The 13,918-nt window shown below is 36.7% G+C and carries 12 protein-coding genes, 3 tRNA genes and 4 pseudogenes; 7 read left to right on the forward strand and 12 right to left on the reverse strand.

Annotation, left to right across the window (positions count from 1 at the left end):
• Positions 1 to 8: 8 nt before the first annotated feature.
• The 4 genes and pseudogenes from LZZ98_RS02810 to LZZ98_RS02825 all read left to right on the forward strand — a co-directional run.
• On the forward strand, positions 9 to 1,160 hold the full coding sequence (locus LZZ98_RS02810) for a hypothetical protein (RefSeq protein ID WP_237786552.1): 1,152 nt from the start codon (positions 9 to 11) through the stop codon (positions 1,158 to 1,160).
• Between the two features lie 120 nt (positions 1,161 to 1,280).
• Entirely contained in the window at positions 1,281 to 2,684 is a 1,404-nt protein-coding gene (locus tag LZZ98_RS02815; RefSeq protein WP_237786553.1) for an LLM class flavin-dependent oxidoreductase, read from the forward strand.
• Positions 2,685 to 2,888: 204 nt separating this feature from the next.
• Positions 2,889 to 4,098: pseudogene (locus LZZ98_RS02820) on the forward strand (IS256-like element ISAba26 family transposase).
• Positions 4,099 to 4,120: 22 nt separating this feature from the next.
• Positions 4,121 to 4,261 (forward strand): annotated as a pseudogene (locus LZZ98_RS02825) (IS3 family transposase); the annotation flags it as partial.
• A 77-nt stretch (positions 4,262 to 4,338) separates the two neighbouring features.
• Here the strand turns inward: LZZ98_RS02825 and LZZ98_RS02830 are convergent.
• The 10 genes and pseudogenes from LZZ98_RS02830 to LZZ98_RS02875 all read right to left on the reverse strand — a co-directional run.
• A pseudogene (locus LZZ98_RS02830) lies at positions 4,339 to 4,656 on the reverse strand (hypothetical protein); the annotation flags it as partial.
• 42 nt (positions 4,657 to 4,698) lie between these two features.
• Positions 4,699 to 4,923 carry a hypothetical protein gene (locus LZZ98_RS02835; RefSeq protein WP_237786554.1) on the reverse strand — a complete coding sequence of 75 codons (225 nt, stop codon included), beginning with the start codon at positions 4,921 to 4,923 and terminating at the stop codon, positions 4,699 to 4,701.
• 99 nt (positions 4,924 to 5,022) lie between these two features.
• A complete protein-coding gene (locus LZZ98_RS02840) occupies positions 5,023 to 5,241 on the reverse strand; it encodes a hypothetical protein (RefSeq protein WP_237786555.1) in 219 nt (72 codons plus the stop codon).
• Between the two features lie 296 nt (positions 5,242 to 5,537).
• Positions 5,538 to 5,614 (reverse strand) — tRNA-Arg (locus tag LZZ98_RS02845).
• A 396-nt stretch (positions 5,615 to 6,010) separates the two neighbouring features.
• A complete protein-coding gene (locus LZZ98_RS02850; protein WP_237786556.1) occupies positions 6,011 to 6,247 on the reverse strand; it encodes a hypothetical protein in 237 nt (78 codons plus the stop codon).
• A 283-nt stretch (positions 6,248 to 6,530) separates the two neighbouring features.
• Positions 6,531 to 6,607: transfer RNA gene (locus tag LZZ98_RS02855), tRNA-Met, on the reverse strand.
• Between the two features lie 94 nt (positions 6,608 to 6,701).
• The gene (locus LZZ98_RS02860) at positions 6,702 to 6,989 is read right to left on the reverse strand and encodes a hypothetical protein (protein ID WP_237786557.1); all 288 of its coding nucleotides are present in this window, start codon (positions 6,987 to 6,989) and stop codon (positions 6,702 to 6,704) included.
• Positions 6,990 to 7,139: 150 nt separating this feature from the next.
• On the reverse strand, positions 7,140 to 7,484 hold the full coding sequence (locus LZZ98_RS02865; RefSeq protein WP_237786558.1) for a hypothetical protein: 345 nt from the start codon (positions 7,482 to 7,484) through the stop codon (positions 7,140 to 7,142).
• A 107-nt stretch (positions 7,485 to 7,591) separates the two neighbouring features.
• A pseudogene (locus LZZ98_RS02870) lies at positions 7,592 to 7,973 on the reverse strand (DUF1064 domain-containing protein).
• A gap of 255 nt (positions 7,974 to 8,228) precedes the next feature.
• Positions 8,229 to 8,305: transfer RNA gene (locus tag LZZ98_RS02875), tRNA-Ile, on the reverse strand.
• A 965-nt stretch (positions 8,306 to 9,270) separates the two neighbouring features.
• On the opposite strand from LZZ98_RS02875, the gene LZZ98_RS02880 reads away from it, so the two are divergent.
• Both LZZ98_RS02880 and LZZ98_RS02885 read left to right on the forward strand, forming a co-directional pair.
• Entirely contained in the window at positions 9,271 to 9,852 is a 582-nt protein-coding gene (locus tag LZZ98_RS02880; RefSeq protein ID WP_086175899.1) for a 1-acyl-sn-glycerol-3-phosphate acyltransferase, read from the forward strand.
• A gap of 113 nt (positions 9,853 to 9,965) precedes the next feature.
• Positions 9,966 to 10,715 (forward strand): YebC/PmpR family DNA-binding transcriptional regulator, encoded by a 750-nt coding sequence (locus LZZ98_RS02885; RefSeq protein ID WP_086175900.1) that lies wholly within the window; start codon positions 9,966 to 9,968, stop codon positions 10,713 to 10,715.
• Between the two features lie 96 nt (positions 10,716 to 10,811).
• Here LZZ98_RS02885 and LZZ98_RS02890 read toward each other — a convergent pair whose 3' ends face one another.
• Both LZZ98_RS02890 and LZZ98_RS02895 read right to left on the reverse strand, forming a co-directional pair.
• The gene (locus LZZ98_RS02890) at positions 10,812 to 11,282 is read right to left on the reverse strand and encodes an Lrp/AsnC family transcriptional regulator (RefSeq protein WP_086175902.1); all 471 of its coding nucleotides are present in this window, start codon (positions 11,280 to 11,282) and stop codon (positions 10,812 to 10,814) included.
• 282 nt (positions 11,283 to 11,564) lie between these two features.
• Positions 11,565 to 12,329: a glutathione S-transferase family protein gene (locus LZZ98_RS02895; RefSeq protein ID WP_237786559.1), complete on the reverse strand. Its 765-nt coding sequence runs from the start codon at positions 12,327 to 12,329 to the stop codon at positions 11,565 to 11,567.
• Positions 12,330 to 12,709: 380 nt separating this feature from the next.
• Between LZZ98_RS02895 and LZZ98_RS02900 the strand changes: the two genes are divergently transcribed.
• Positions 12,710 to 13,912 (forward strand): SfnB family sulfur acquisition oxidoreductase, encoded by a 1,203-nt coding sequence (locus tag LZZ98_RS02900; RefSeq protein WP_237786560.1) that lies wholly within the window; start codon positions 12,710 to 12,712, stop codon positions 13,910 to 13,912.
• Positions 13,913 to 13,918 lie beyond the last annotated feature (6 nt).

Below are 13,918 nucleotides of genomic sequence, written 5' to 3' on the forward strand. Positions count from 1 at the left end.
TTTAAGCCATGATTAAACAACTGATTTTATCAATATCTATTCTTTCAATATTCAATCAAATTTCACATGCAGAAAATACTGAAAATAGTCTAGATGTAAGTGGAACTATTCGCTTCCAATATACACATAATGATTATTTAGAAAACAGTGGAAATAAAATTGATTTTAGCGATGCAGTTTTATGGTTAAATTATCAGAATAATGCCCTAAGTGGTCATTTAGATTATCGTGTATATGAAGCACATGATAAATTAGCTGGTATACATTTTCCTATAAATGCTTGGTTGGCCTATCAGTTCACACCTGAACATAAAGTAACTGCTGGCCTACAACCTGTACCAATTGGGTTAGACCGCTATTACGGTACGACTTACAATTTAACTCAACTTTATAATTTAGGTTTAGAAGACTTAAATAATATAGGCTTAACTTATCAATACACACCAAAATCATTTAATTTAACAGCAGGTTATTTCTTTAGTGATGCAGGGAGCTATACAGGTAAAAGTAAAAAATCATCGCACTATTCTAGTAATTTAACCGCAGAACCTGATTTTGCAGATGGCACACAAACAGAAGAAAAAAATCAGTTCACAATTAAATTAGATAAAGATTTTAATTACAATATTTCAGATACTAAAATTACAACAAAAGCTGGTGCATCATATTTACACAGTCAAATTGACAACTTAAAAACCAATGCTACAGGTGATCGAAATGTTTGGACCGTATTCCAGAAAACACAAGCTGGACCATTAGGTTTTAATATTATATATGGTGGACAAAATATTAAAAATAAAGATATAGATCATCCTGAATATTCAACTTTTGGTTTCTTTGATGGCTATTATAATGTTGCAAATAAGGCCAACTTTTTATCTACTGAAATAAACTACGCACTGCCCTTAAATTACAAAAACTTTAGCAGTCCAATATTATACTCAAATTACTCCAGATATTTTAAAGACAATAATGATTATTCTGACTCTGAACGCCTAATCAATGGTGTATATACAAAATACAAAGATAATCTTCAATTCTATTTAGAATATATTAATGCAAAAAATGATACTGCATTTGGTTCTAGTGATGGTTATGCCACAAGCAAAGATAACAACTGGAATAATATGTTATTCCTTTCATTAGGCTATTATTTCTAATAACTAAATACGTTATTTTCATAAACAACGATTATGATAAATATTGAAATTTTTATTATTAAAAGTTTCAATATTTTTTTATTAAAATTAATTAAATTTTTGATGTTATTACAGACCAATATGACTAAGCAAATTAGATTTAATGCCTTTGAAATGAATTGTATCGCCCATCAATCACCGGGGTTATGGCGTCATCCGCTAGACCGCTCTACCGAATACAAAGACTTAGAATATTGGACTGACTTAGCTCAAATCTTAGAACGCGGTAAATTTGATGGTATTTTTCTTGCAGATGTACTTGGTATTTACGATGTATATAACCAGTCTGCAGAACATGCGCTGACTGGTGCAGTTCAAGTACCAGTGAATGACCCTTTACAGATTGTTCCTGCCATGGCTGCTGTAACCAAGCACTTGGGCTTTGGTGTCACAACCTCTATTTCATTTGAGCATCCCTACCCATTTGCACGTCGCATGAGTACATTAGACCATTTAACAAAAGGTCGTGCGGGCTGGAACATCGTGACCTCATATTTAGAAAGTGGCTCTAAAAATTTAGGCTTAAAAAATCAGGTCAGTCATGATAACCGTTACGATATTGCCGATGAATACTTAGAAGTACTCTACAAGCTTTGGGAAGGTTCTTGGGAACAAGATGCAGTTCTTCGCGATAAAGAAAAAGGAATTTTCGCTGACCACACCAAAGTTCACCCTATTAATCATGAAGGTGAATATTTTACAGTTCCTGGTATTCATATTTGCGAGCCTTCTCCTCAGCGTACGCCTGTACTGTATCAAGCTGGGGCATCTAGTCGTGGGCAATCTTTTGCCAGTCAAAATGCAGAATGTGTTTTTATTTCTGCGCCAACAAAAGCAGGCGTAAAAAAACTAGTTCAAGGAATTCGCACTAAACTTGTAGAAGAGGGTAAAGATCCACATTCCATTTTAATTTACACTATGCTTTCTATTGTTGTAGATGAAACAGATGAAGAAGCGCAAGCTAAATTTAAAGAATATCAAAAATATGGAAGCTATCATGGTGGATTAACCTTAGCTTCTGGTTGGTCTGGTGTAGATTTTTCACAATTTAATGCGCAAGACCAAGTAGAATATATTCATACCAATGCAATTCAATCTATGCTCGATTCGTATGTTAAAGCAGATCCAGAACGTGTTTGGACAATTGAAGAAATTGCTAAATTTATCAGTGTTGGAGGTAATGGACCTGTATTAGTAGGCTCTCCTGCAACCATTGCTGACCGTCTGCAAGAGTGGGTAGAAGATACCGATATTGATGGTTTTAACCTCGCTTATATTTTGGCCCATAAAACATTTGAAGATGTTGTTGAGTATGTGGTTCCTGAACTTCAACGCCGCGGTGTTTATCAGACTGAATATGCAACAGGAACTTTACGTGAAAAACTTTTTGGACAAGGACCGCTGTTGCCTAAAAATCATAGAGGAGCCAGCTTCCGTTATAATACCCAAGAGAATAAAACAGAAATTACATCAAAAATAGCTTAACTTTTAAACCCAAAACTTACCACAGCCATCTTTCAGTTTCTCAAGGATTTTTGATGTAAACTGAAAGAAGCTCAAACCACTACGAGGAGTAATATATTCAAAAATAATATAGTCTTGAGGGTCGGAATAGGGACTGTTCTAAATTTGGTGTAAGTACTTAATTTTCATTTATCCTTCATAGGATAATTACAAAAGGTACTTCACATGGATGAAGCAACAATCAGAAGTATGGCTGCTGAATTGGCTAAAGGTCTAAAAACACCAGAAGACTTAAACCAAATGACAGCAGTCTTTAAAAAAATTCATGATTGAAACTGCACTCAATACTGAACTTTCAGACCATCTCGGTTATGAAAAGCATCAGCCCAAGAAAGGCTCAAATAGCCGTAATGGGTTTAGTTCTAAAACCATTACAACTGAAGATGGACAACTCGCTTTAGATATTCCCCGTGATCGAGAAGGTTCATTTGAGCCACAAATTATCAAGAAGCACCAAACACGCATTACCAGTATGGATGACCAAATCCTCTCACTGTATGCAAAAGGAATGACTAATAGGGAAATTGTCGCATTCTTCAAAGAAATGTACTATGCCGATGTCTCAGCATCACTCATAAGCAAAGTTACCGATGCTGTGATTGAGCAAGTGACTGAGTGGCAAAATAGAGCCTTAGATAGCCTGTATCCTGTTGTCTATCTTGACTGTATTGTTGTAAAAGTCCATCAGCACTCCAATGTGATTAACAAGTCCGTATACCTTGCTTTAGGCATCAATATGGATGAGCAAAAAGAATTACTGGGTATGTGGATTGCTCAGACAGAAGGTGCCAAATTCTGGCTGTCAGTCATGACTGAACTTAAAAATCGAGGGGTGCAAGATATTCTTGTTGCCTGTGTAGATGGGCTAAAAGGCTTTCCTGACGCGATAGCTTCTGTTTACCCTCATACTGATATTCAACTGTGTATCGTGCATGTTGTACGCAATAGCCTGAGATTTGTAAGCTGGAAAGACTACAAGGCTGTTACATCGGGTCTGAAAGCGATCTATCAGGCAAGTACAGAGGAAAATGCTTTAAAGTCCCTAGATATCTTCTGTGATCAATGGAATCACCAGTATCCAAAAATTGGAGAATCCTGGCGGGAAAATTGGAAAAATATCCGAACGATCTTTAGCTATCCAGCCGAAATACGTCATGCAATTTATACAACAAATGCGATTGAGTCGTTGAATAGCGTAATACGCCATTCAACGAAGAAGAGGAAAATCTTCTCATCTGATGACTCAGTGAAAAAGGTCATTTACTTAGCAACATCAAATGCTGCTAAAAAATGGACGATGCCAATTCAAAATTGGCGTTTAGCAATGAATTGGTTTACGATTCAGTTCGATGATCGATTAAAAGATCATTTATAAAAAATGAAACTTACACAAAATAATTTACAGGCTCGGCCGCGGTGTACTTCGCAAGCCAGTCCAAATGAGGTACACCGTTATTCAGGACAACCAGCATATATGGCCTGTTCGTCGTTTATGTTCAACGTTAGATGTTCATCACAGTGGTTATTACGCGTGGTTACCCTTCTTTAATAGCAGTTGCCTGAACTTGCTCAGTGCTAACTCCAGATATAAAAAAACCGCCTAATGAGGCGGTTATCCCATTTCTTCAGCATGGTCGTAACGATCAACGCTCCAAGCCTTTGTAGCAAGACGACCTTTACGACCACCTGACCATGGACCACTAGCGATTTCAATCAACATTCGATACTCAATCAAATTAAAATCAAAACGCCAATGTTTAGTGCTTTTGAAATGAAAATATTCTTCGTACTTGATTTCCATGCGATCAAGGATTTCTTTAAATCGCTCGAATGCTTCTTAGCATTTTTCACCGGCTTTAGGTAGTGGTTTATTACGAGGTTTTTTCTTTATTGGGCCTTTAGCGGTTAAGGTTTTATAGAGTATTTGATCCATAAACTTCAGCCATTAAAAAAACCTCCCGGAGGAGGTTATATTTCATTCTATTATTTCAATAATCAAGATTGTCCTGTCATCAATAATAAAACTCATATTAGGCATTACTGAATTTCTAGGCAGCTTCTTGTAAGGGCGAGTAGTTGACCGTAAAAAATTTCCTTCTGGATCATGATAGAAGAAATTCAAAAAACCATCGCTAACATCCTCTTCAGCTATAAACTCTATTATTTCACCTGTATCTTGATCTTTAGCTATAATTTTCATTGTAGTGCCTTGTGTTGATTTAGCCCTATAATTTATCATTAAAACTTAATTCAACCCATCTTCATAACACCACTTCAAATCATCTAAAACAGTATCAACTTAATACTCCACAGCAATCACAAATGTATTCTCGCCCTCTAAATAAGTTTGAAAATTAAAAGCATGCTTGCGGAAGTATTCACCCAATTGTAAAATAGTACCCTTATCAATAGTATTTAGAGGTACTTTTAAACGAATTGGATTTTCCTTTCGTTTAGCAATAACTTCATGGAGTTTAATAAATAATTCCTCGTATTTGCTTGTGGTAATATTAGTCATTTTAGTCACCATTGATTACCCAAAATACAATTATAATTTAGATACACCCTCCTTAATGTAAGAATAATTTTATACTTTCAAGAAGTACTTGTTTCTTTCAAACAATCCCGACACACACTTTGACTTCTTCATCATCAATTGTGTAATCGATTTTAGTCGCACCATGTAGGCCGAATAAACACATTAAGAATCGGAGCATTTGTTTCTCCTGAATCTGGTGCGCCCGATCAGATTCGAACTGATTATCTCCCAGTTATAAGCGGGATATGCTTATACCACTTAAGCTTAAGGCCCATTGGCACGCCATGTAGGACTCGAACCTACAACCATTGGCATAGAAAACCCATGCTCTTTCCAATTGAGCTAATGGCGCAATGGTGGCGGTTATTAATTTAAAAACCACTAGAAATTAATAGGAACCGCCATAGATGCCCTGATATTGCTTACACATAACATTTCTCAGGGCATAAACAATCCCATCTGCATTATGAAGACTTAGTATCCCCCTTCATATAATGATAATTATTGTTTTTTGAATTCTTCTTATCTTTAAGCTTTTTATAACAATATCCGGCTACCACACCTGTACCAATCAAAGTTAATAGTTTCATCTTTCACCTCAATCAATCAGAAATGCAAGCATATATAACTATCACCTCTATTCATTACACTCCAAGCACGTTTCGATAGTTTTTTGTATGGCAAGTAAATTTATGTGTATTAAATAAAAAACCCACCATCTGGCAAGCTTTTGTTGGTATAGAAAAAATTAGGTTAAACACTTCACCTCAAGCTGATAATCATCTTGAGTAACTCTAATTTTAAGCTTCTTATATTTTCGCTTACTAGGCTCCATAGCTGAACCGACTACTTCTTCAAAGAATTTGCGATCTTTCATCAGCTCACCATACGCCTTATAACCAATTAATATTTTTTCAGGTGTTTGATTTTTTGAGACCATATCACCAATAAGTTTATCTAGTTTTTTTACATTGATATTTGGCATTTGAATTGAACCCAAACATTAAAAAAACATCATACTTTAATTTTATGAATATCTCATATCAAAAAAGCCCACCTTTCGATGAGCTCTTAAATTTAATTCTTTGGCTTTCTTAATATGGCTTCGATCCGATCTTGGGCTTTGAATCGAATTTTATCGAATTCAAAAGTTTACCTATCTAGATCACCACCAATACAAATATTCATACTGCTGCCTTATAAATAAATCCGCCATAAAAAAACCCAGTCTGGGTAGGCTGGGCTATAAACTTTGAATCTTTTTTCGTTGGTAGCGGGAGCTGGATTTGAACCAACGACCTTCGGGTTATGAGCCCGACGAGCTACCAGACTGCTCCATCCCGCATCAACGAGGTGACTTTATACGTCATAAGCAGCATCAAAGCAAACTTTATTAGAAATATAGTCACTTACAGAGGCAATTAGATTAATTAAACATCTTAACCCATACTCGACTCAGTCTTAAACAACGGATGAGAAATCCTATAAAGGCTCAATCTTCTTCTCTCATCTTCCAAAAAAGCCTTTGGCTCTTCTAGCCATGTTGATGCTCGTGAATCAAAATCTGAATTACCTAACACCCAATCAGAAATTGAGCCATATATAAAAGTATTATCGGCAAATACCAATTTTGCTTTATTAGGGATGTTACTTATAAGCACTTTGTGTGTTGGTAATGAACCCAATACACTTATTTGAGTGTATCGGTATTTATAAAATTCTGACATAAAACAAATTACTGAGTTGGTAGCCCACTATACCATCTACAATATGAAAAAAGCCCACCATTTGGCGAGCTTCTTAATTAACTTAGTGCATCACATACAATTCGGTCATTATAACAGAAATACACCATATCTCGGCATGCCAGTCAAATACTAATCAATACGTAATCGCTTATCATGTCCGGCCAAATAAAACTTCCCAGCATAGATCATATTTCTTAAAACGTTCCGGCCCAGTTTAAATTCATCTTCCATTTTTCGATCTGACAAACCTCGTACATTTCTCTCAATAAATAACTGAACTGCCACCTTCGCTGAATCACAAATCAGTTTTGATTGTTTTACATCAATGATGAGCTTCCGCACTTGCTCAGCTTCAAAATCATTAATCTTGCAAATGATCTGGTCCTTACGCGCAGCCACCCCTTTATTATTTTCACAGATCAACCAGTAGATCTGATTAACGCCTAAACTATCTGGCTCATTACCCGACTTCATGCGACAGGTCTAGATATATGCACCGTACTGCTTCAGCCACTCTTCCGCTGTAAATTTTGACCACTCCATTACTTGAGTCTTAACCATCGCATTCATCCCTATTTCCCTTAAATCTCTCTAACGTCTATGCCGTGTACTGATTTCATTAAGTGTTTCTTGTTTCGATAACTTGGCAATTTTCTCGTTGCTGGTGACTTCACATCCTCAATGATTAGCTGCTCATCCTTCAGGTATGTGAAATCTGCAAAATACCTCAAAGCAGATTTGGCCCTCTTTTCACCTGCAATTTTTACTTTGGGTACCAACTCAAATTTGACCTGACACTTTAAATCTTGAATTTCACCTCTTTGCATTTGCGCTGTAAGCTCGATATAGCGCCCATACTCTTTTTGGCTATCCAAACTTCATTCCATCCCTCTCAATCTTCACAGCATTAAATTTGTTGCGCTTGGTGGTAGTCTTTCGACCACTGCCATATAAGCCTGTCACCCTTCGTAAATGGGCTAGTTATGGAAAGGGTGATTTAACCCCCAGTTCGTACACAAAATGGTGCCAAATAGCGTTTGACGGATATTCGTAATTTGATTGGTGTGTGATGATCATTGAAGAAGGCCACTTTAATAGTGGCTTTTTTATTGCCAACTCTGCTTACACGTATTTATTTTTATTGCTTACATAGTGCTTACATGGATTCAGATATTAAAAAACCACTTACGATTAATGCACGTAAGTGGTTGTTTTATATGGTGGGCCCAGACAGACTTGAACTGTCGACCAACGGATTATGAGTCCGCTGCTCTAACCAACTGAGCTATAGGCCCTTATAAGCTGAATTTGTTATATATCAACAAGTTCAAGCGAGGCAATACTAACGAAGATTTTTTCAAAAAACAAGCATTTTTGCTTTCACTTGCACAGTAACACAACAATTATTTAGCACGTTTTAAAAGGTTATTATTTTTTCATAGAACTCAGTTCCATCCTACCCTAAACAATCTACAAATTTACTGAGCTTGTGTATCTATAATAAATTCTAAAAACATTTATATGAAGATGCTATACCAATATTTCCCGCTAATAAATTGAGAACAACTCACAATTTTTAAGAGAGGTTAGTAAATGAAGAAAATTGAATGATGATCGTGTCGCTTTTAACAATCACCTTTTAACAGATTGTGATTGAGTATTCAGTTTTAAAAATAACCAAACTAAATCAAGTCATCCCTCTCATCACATTTTTGAAATGCAAATCATGGGAAAAAGATGGATAACTTATATCTAAAAACTCTTATTTAAATTTTTATATAAATTTTAAATAACGATTTAAAAAATCAAAATAGTAAAATTCTTTAAGCTTTGACTGGTGATCAAGACTCAAAACTGCGTTGCTTATGCTCTTCAATGCGAATTTCGATTAAAGACCACACAACCACGAGCATAAACAAACAAAATGCTAATAGAAAAGCCGAAACATACATCATTCTTTTCAATCCTCATTAAACATCTGCCCGGTCGGGTCATGTGTTTAAAAAAACTTTATCTTCGACAAAAGTCTAATAGGTATTTTTTAATCTGGATAGCCATTATTCAGTCTTAATTTATATTAAATAATATTTTTTAAGTCTTTATTTGAGCTATTTTATATATAAAACCAATTAATGGCTGTATTTTTAAAAGCTATGTAAAATGTATTTATTTGATTGTTTTTAACGCATCAGCACTTGACTATAAATACGAACAGGCAGAAATTAGCCCACTTTCATATTACCAAATATCCCTCATATCCATGTTAAAAAAATTTATTGGTGAATCTGCATTTAAACTTGCAGGATGGAATTATCACGTTGAACCAGATGTACTTGAAAATAAGCAGGTAATTGTTGGGTTTGAACATACTTCCATGATGGATGCCGTGCTTTCCCTAGCGCTATTCCAGATTTATGATATAAAAATTCATACCCTGATTAAAAAAGAATTATTTAAAGGCCCGATGAAACCTTTATTAGAGGCCATTGGCGGGATTGCGGTCGATCGTAAATCCAATAAAGATATCGTGTCATTAATGGTTGAACATTTTCAGCAGAATGAAAAATTCAATCTGGTAATTGCCCCTGAAGCGACCCGGGCCAAAACAGGTGAAACTAGAAAACCCATCCGCACAGGTTTTTGGCATATAGCCAAAGCTGCAGGTGTACCTATCGTTTTAATGTATGCCAATTCACAAACTAAACAAGGTGGAATTTTAGGTAAAATTTATCCTACGGAAATTAATCATGACCTGGCTTTGTTAAAACAGCTTTACAAAGAAAAAGTAGGATTGGATATTATTATTCCCGAACCTAAAAATATTCCTGAAACCAAAAACTAAGTAGCATTTGTTTAAAAACTCAAAAGCTAGCCCTTTCTAAGAAAAAAGGGCTTATGGTAGAATTTAAAACATTCGATTAGGCATAAAGCCAATCTACAAGGAGCATAGTTCGCATGGCGGGTCATTCCAAGTGGGCCAATATCAAGCATCGTAAAGCAAAACAAGATGCTAGCCGTGGTAAAGTTTTTACCAAATACATTCGTGAGTTAACCACAGCTGCAAAACTTGGCGGTGGTGATGCCGCAAGCAACCCACGTTTACGTGCTGTAGTTGAAAAGGCACTCTCTGTAAACATGACACGTGACGTGATCAACCGTGCTATTCAGCGTGGTGCGGGTGGTGAAGACAACGACGACTTAAAAGAAGTCACTTATGAAGGTTATGGTGTTGGTGGTGTTGCCGTTATTGTTGAAACAATGACTGATAACTTAAACCGTACTGTTCCTGATGTACGTCACTGCTTCTCTAAAACTGATGGTAACTTAGGTACTAACGGTTCAGTTGCATTCTTATTTACTAAACGTGGTGAGATTAGCTTTGAAGATGTTTCTTTAGAAGATCAAATCATGGATGTCGCATTAGAAGCTGGTGCTGAAGATATCGAAGTAGATGAAGATGAAATTCTGGTCATTACTACTCCTGAAGCATTCGGTGAAGTACAAGATGCTTTAGCTGCAGCAGGTTTAAAATCTGACAATGCTGAAGTGGTCATGAGTCCTTCTACCAAAGCTGAAATCACAGATATCGACCAAGCGAAAAAAATCATGAAAATGATTGATATGCTTGAAGATCTTGATGATGTTCAAAATGTTTACACCAATGTTGAATTCTCAGACGAAGTATTAGAACAGCTTGAAGGCTAATACTGACTGAATTTAAAAACGCACCTGAAGGTGCGTTTTTTATAAGCTCTAAAAAATCAAATAGCGACTACCTGAATATAAGAATAAATTTTCGCCTCAGACCCGATTGAGTAAGCCACTACAGTTCAACACCTTATATTCCTTAATCACAAAACTGGAATGCAATGCCACCACATGTTCAATTTTCCCGATGCGCTTTAACAGAATTTCACTATAATTTTCCATATCTTTAGCCACCACTTCGACAATAAAGTCAGCGGATTGCCCCGTCACCAAAAAAGCATTGATTACTTCTGGAATACTTTCCAATTCTTCTAAAAATTTGGCAAAAGTATCGGTATCATGCTTATTTAAAGAAACCTGCAATAGCACATGCAAACTAAAACCCAGCTTGGCATAGTTAATATCACGCTTTAAATGCGTCATGATATTTGCTTCAATCAAATGCTTAATACGTCGATGTACAGAACTGACCGAAAGATTAATACGCTCAGACAGCTCATTTAAGTTCACATCTTCATGACTCAATATTTCAAGGATCTGTTTGTCAAAACGGTCGAGCTCCATCATGGACTCCCTATTTTTCTGTTCTAAAATGATGAAAGCTAGCATCGCGGACACCGGACTTAATCACGATCGGGATAAATTTCTTGGGCTTTCTATTATTTGTCTCAACAGAATAAAATGAAAGAGCGGATGGCAACTTTTTTCATAAATTTACTTATTTGTAAAAATAATCACCAGAATTAATTTTTATTTAATCTTTTTTTCTCATTAAAAATACTTTTTTAACTTTTTATCAGTCTTGTGTCTGTTATTCAAAGCACAAAGATGAGATGAGCGAAAAGTCTAGACACCACGCCAATCCACCCGTGCATTACGTTCGGTTTGATAGATGCGCAGCACATATTGTCCTAAGGGTAATGACGTTAAATACTCTTTGTATTGTCTAAATTCATCCGACAATGTTTCTTCGTACTCTTTTTCCCACGGCGTACCCGGAATTTCAAGAATGGGAGCAAGCATCGAACATACCGCAATATCGGCAAGGCCCAGACGTTCACCGACAAAATAACGCCCATGATTTTCAATCAATCTTTCATTTAAATTTTGAATTAAGCTCTCCATTTGCTGTTTAGACTCGGCCACCTTGTCTGCATTCAGTTGATAGCCTTTTGAAAGCAAAGCTTTAATAATTGGTTTGGAATATTTTTCAAACTGCCGTAAATAACCCTTTTCACCAATTAAAATATCTAAAGATTCTTCACTTTCTGACAAGGCGTGAGAAAGTCTCCAGCGGCGCACATGCCTACCCAGTTCGGTAGCCAGATCATTGATTTCCAAAGCCAATTGACGTTGTTGCGGATCAGCACGCAATAAAGAATGTTCTGGATAAACTTCATCCAGATATAAGGCAATTTCAGTCGAATCCGCGATCCAGAGGTCTTGATCACGTAAAATAGGCAATTTATTCTGCCCCGTTTTTAGCTGTGCGAAAGCACGATGTACACCCGGTACTAAATTTTGTGCGACATAATCCAATTCTTTATGATCAAGCAACCAGCGCGCCTTTTCACAAAAATGAGATAAAGGAAACTGGTATAAAATTCGCATAAAAGCTCCGCGTTTATTTTTTTAGTTCTGCCAAATCAAAACCATCTAACTCAGTCCGATACTTTAGTCACCCTGCTTCGGAATTACAATGTACTTTTTATTCAAATTAAATGGCTAAATATCGAATCGCCTGTGTCTTATTTTTATATGTTTTTTTGTCTTGATTATCTTTAAAGCTGATATATCTTCAGTAAAATCAAGGAAGATAAATTTAAAACCAGTGAAATAATGTTGATTTTTAAACACTTAATATATTCCAAATAAATAAAAATCTAGCAGTTTTTATCCTAAATCATATTTCTTCTAAGCTTTGCAAAAGCAATTGCTTATTTTCAAACTCAATTGCCTGTAGCGTTCTGACATCGATTTAAGGTGTCATTATGTCTCGTTTAATTTCTGAAAATATTCATGTGATTGAGAACGATCTCGATGCATTTCATGCTGCTTATCATGTAGCAGATTTTGCTTTGGAAGGTCGCAATCAACGTGATCAACAGCGCTTGCTACCTTTTGCTGAAATTGATCTGTTCAGCCAGAAAGGCCTAGGTGGTCTTCGTATTCCTAAACAATACGGTGGTGCATTTGTTTCCAATAAAACCCTTGCTCATGTATTTCGCATCATCAACAAAGCAGATTCCAGTGTAGGACAAATTCCACAGAATCAAATTGCGCTGTTGAATATGATTCAAATTATGGGGACAGAGCAGCAGAAACAATTTATTTATCAGGAAATTTTACAAGGCAAACGTCTGGCCAACGGTGGTCCGGAGCGCAATACCAAAGATACCAGGACCCTAGCAACCACCTTAAGCTTTGAAAATGGTCGCTATTTTGTCGATGGTGAAAAATTCTATTCTACTGGTAGTAGCTTTGCTCACTGGCTGGCGATTAAAGCTATTCATCCTGAAGGCCATGTGGTTTTAACCATTGTGAATCGTGAGGCTACCGGTGTTGACGTGGTTGATAACTGGAATGGTTTCGGTCAACGCACCACATCTAGTGGCACAGTCAGACTTCAACACGTTGAAGTTAATCCGCTACTGATTTTTGATGAGCGTCTACTTTCCAGTCAACCCAATTACCGCGGTGCCTATTCACAATTATTACAGGTGGCAATTGATGTCGGCATAGCCGAAGCAGCTTTTGCCGATACCGTAAGCACGATTCATAAAGCGCGTCCGATTGTCGATGCACAAGTCGAAAAAGCCAGTTTTGAACATTACACCTTACAGGAAGTAGGGAAATCTTCCGTTCTTTTAGATGCAGCCATCTTACTGCTGGATGAAGCAGCTGAATATTTGGATGAGCTTGATCAACTGGAATCGGTGACAGATGAGCAGGCTGCAAAAGCCTCTATTTTAGTTGCTGAAGCCAAAGTCTATGCCAATGATGCAGCGCTGCATATATCTGAAAAATTACTGGAACTCGGTGGTAGCCGTTCAAGTCTGAGTCAGCACAACCTGGATCAGCATTGGCGCAATGCCCGTGTACATACCCTGCATGATCCGGTGCGCTGGAAATTGCATGCGCTTGGGGATTATTACCTGAATCATAAACTCCCTGCCCGCCACGCCTGGATTTAAGGATAT

This window comes from Acinetobacter sp. SM34 (assembly GCF_022012365.1).
Classification (GTDB): domain Bacteria; phylum Pseudomonadota; class Gammaproteobacteria; order Pseudomonadales; family Moraxellaceae; genus Acinetobacter.

Excerpts from the sequence above, each read along its gene's own strand:
- LZZ98_RS02810 (WP_237786552.1), top strand. The coding sequence starts at position 9 with ATGATTAAACAACTGATTTTATCAATATCTATTCTTTCAATATTCAAT.
- LZZ98_RS02815 (WP_237786553.1), top strand. The coding sequence starts at position 1,281 with ATGACTAAGCAAATTAGATTTAATGCCTTTGAAATGAATTGTATCGCC.
- LZZ98_RS02835 (WP_237786554.1), bottom strand. The coding sequence starts at position 4,923 with ATGAAAATTATAGCTAAAGATCAAGATACAGGTGAAATAATAGAGTTT.
- LZZ98_RS02840 (WP_237786555.1), bottom strand. The coding sequence starts at position 5,241 with ATGACTAATATTACCACAAGCAAATACGAGGAATTATTTATTAAACTC.
- LZZ98_RS02850 (WP_237786556.1), bottom strand. The coding sequence starts at position 6,247 with ATGCCAAATATCAATGTAAAAAAACTAGATAAACTTATTGGTGATATG.
- LZZ98_RS02860 (WP_237786557.1), bottom strand. The coding sequence starts at position 6,989 with ATGTCAGAATTTTATAAATACCGATACACTCAAATAAGTGTATTGGGT.
- LZZ98_RS02865 (WP_237786558.1), bottom strand. The coding sequence starts at position 7,484 with ATGAAGTCGGGTAATGAGCCAGATAGTTTAGGCGTTAATCAGATCTAC.
- LZZ98_RS02880 (WP_086175899.1), top strand. The coding sequence starts at position 9,271 with ATGTTAAAAAAATTTATTGGTGAATCTGCATTTAAACTTGCAGGATGG.
- LZZ98_RS02885 (WP_086175900.1), top strand. The coding sequence starts at position 9,966 with ATGGCGGGTCATTCCAAGTGGGCCAATATCAAGCATCGTAAAGCAAAA.
- LZZ98_RS02890 (WP_086175902.1), bottom strand. The coding sequence starts at position 11,282 with ATGGAGCTCGACCGTTTTGACAAACAGATCCTTGAAATATTGAGTCAT.
- LZZ98_RS02895 (WP_237786559.1), bottom strand. The coding sequence starts at position 12,329 with ATGCGAATTTTATACCAGTTTCCTTTATCTCATTTTTGTGAAAAGGCG.
- LZZ98_RS02900 (WP_237786560.1), top strand. The coding sequence starts at position 12,710 with ATGTCTCGTTTAATTTCTGAAAATATTCATGTGATTGAGAACGATCTC.